Origin of the sequence: Virgibacillus sp. 7505 (assembly GCF_002272135.1) — a bacterium.
Classification (GTDB): domain Bacteria; phylum Bacillota; class Bacilli; order Bacillales; family Amphibacillaceae; genus Terribacillus.
Genome location: NZ_NPBF01000002.1, coordinates 1 through 1,653 on the forward strand (window position 1 = coordinate 1; position 1,653 = coordinate 1,653).

Genomic DNA, 1,653 nt, shown 5'->3' on the forward strand with positions numbered 1-1,653 from the left:
TCATAACTATGTGTTTGATAATTTAAGACGTTATCTAAATAGGTTGCTACACCTCCTTTTACATATTCACCTATATGTAAAATTCTCATCAGCTTACACCCTTGCTCTCATTTTTTTCGAATCTTTTTTTGTTGAGTCTATTCTTAAGTGATAACCTTATTTTTTTACTTAATTCTTTATCCAGCATGTTTAACGAAGATAAATAAATTATAATTCCTATAAGAATCTCACTTATAAGAGTGATTGAATCAGTAAATTCAACGAAAGATTTGTAAATATAAATAGATATGATCATCAGTATCGAACTTATAACACTAGGAAGTAAAGACTTTACAAAAATATATAATTTTACTTTTATGAGTCTAAGTACTAAGATCCCCTTTATTAAATCAACGATTACTGTGCTTAATAATAGACCTAGTGACACGCCAATTATTCCGAAGTTTGCTCCATAAATGATACATACGCCATAACAAATTAATGAGACAAAACTTAGTTTCATCTCTATTCCTGCTTTTCCAAGACCCTCAAAAACTGCTCCTCCAATAGTACCTATCGAAGTTATAGCCCCAATCAAACATAGTATCTCTAATACTATAATTGCTTCTTGCCATTTATTTCCATAAAATACATTAACGAATTCAGGTGCACAGGCCATTAAGCCTAAACTTAGAGGGAACGTAACTGTTGATACATACCTTATAACATTCAAATAAAGTTTACCCACTTTATCCCTACTATTATTTAACTTTGATATATGACTAAAAGTGACTTGCAATATTGCTCCTGAAATATGTTCACGCACTATCATGCTCCACTGAAATGCTAATGTATACAAACCTAATTCTCTTGGTCCAAGAAGCTTTCCAATTAGCAAATAATCTATATTTTTATTAATATAATTGAAAATCCTTGCACTTAGGATTCTAATGCTAAATGGTAGTAATTCTCTAATACTAGAGAAATACAGACGTCCAAACACCATCTTTCTACCATTTATAAGTAACATTAAACTCTGTAGGAGTGGCTTTATTATAAATCTAGAAGTTATTGCTAGTATTTCCTGACCAATGACTGCAAAAACAATGGATGCAATACTGGAAGTTAGTTCAGATATCAAATCAATCAAAGCTATACCTTTAAATTTTCCGTTTTTCACCAACAGGGCTCTACTCGTTATACCAAACGATCCTAAAAATAATCCTATACCTAATAAATGTAGTATTATTATTACTTCTTTGGATTCGTAGAATTCGCCTACTTTATCTGCACCTAAAAATAGGGTAATTGTAAAAATAGAGGATAAAATAATATTTAACCAGAATGAAGTTGTTATATCCTTACTTGTTAATTTTTCTTTATAAACAATATATGAACTTAAACCGGCTTCTTGGATGATTAAAGCAAAAGATGAGAATACTAATGCCATTCCTAGTACACCAAATATTTCTGGATATAATAAATTAGCTAGAATTAAATTTGCTATTACAGTTAATAGTTGAACTCCAACTTTATTAATAAGAGACCAGACACTATTACTTAGAAAATTCATAAAAGATATCCTTTCAATTAAGCAATTCTCTTATTTTTTCTGTGTTGATTTTCATACTAAAATTGCGTTTCACAGATTCGTAACCATTTTTTCTTAAAGAA

The 1,653-nt window shown here is 29.6% G+C and carries 1 protein-coding gene; it reads right to left on the reverse strand.

Going from position 1 to position 1,653, the window contains the following annotated elements:
* Window positions 1-88: 88 nt before the first annotated feature.
* On the reverse strand, window positions 89-1,552 hold the full coding sequence (locus CHH91_RS00020; protein ID WP_095220853.1) for a lipopolysaccharide biosynthesis protein: 1,464 nt from the start codon (window positions 1,550-1,552) through the stop codon (window positions 89-91).
* Between the last annotated feature and the right edge of the window lie 101 nt (window positions 1,553-1,653).